Here is a 299-nt window from a genome sequence, read left to right as displayed (position 1 = left end):
TGCACATAAAAGAACTCAAGATACGGAGAGAAGAAAACATCCTCTACCTTTTCTTTCTTGCTAGACCATTCATATACGACAACAGGTTCATCATGCGCCATCTGAAGCAGACGCATCTCCTGTCCCTTGCGCTTCTCTACCATATAAAGCAGCGTATTGGACTTTCCGAGCCACTTCATATACGTAATGTTTCCCTCTTCTTCCACCGAGTCAACGGTCCCGTTTTTATCTTGAATCATAATGGTATGTGCGTTATCCTGCATTACGTAAGCAAGCCGCTGCGCATCGGATGTCATGGC

Annotated in this window: 1 protein-coding gene; it reads right to left on the bottom strand. The window is 45.2% G+C overall.

Annotated features, from left to right (window positions below; genetic code table 11):
• Positions 1 to 299 (bottom strand): hypothetical protein (locus LKX83_RS32375; protein WP_227887378.1); only part of this gene is annotated, 299 nt, incomplete at both ends.

Origin of the sequence: Cohnella baijiui (assembly GCF_020731285.1) — a bacterium.
Classification (GTDB): Bacteria; Bacillota; Bacilli; order Paenibacillales; family Paenibacillaceae; genus Cohnella.
The sequence above is the reverse complement of the archived record's forward strand: the minus strand, read 5'-3'. Positions and strand labels throughout refer to the sequence as shown.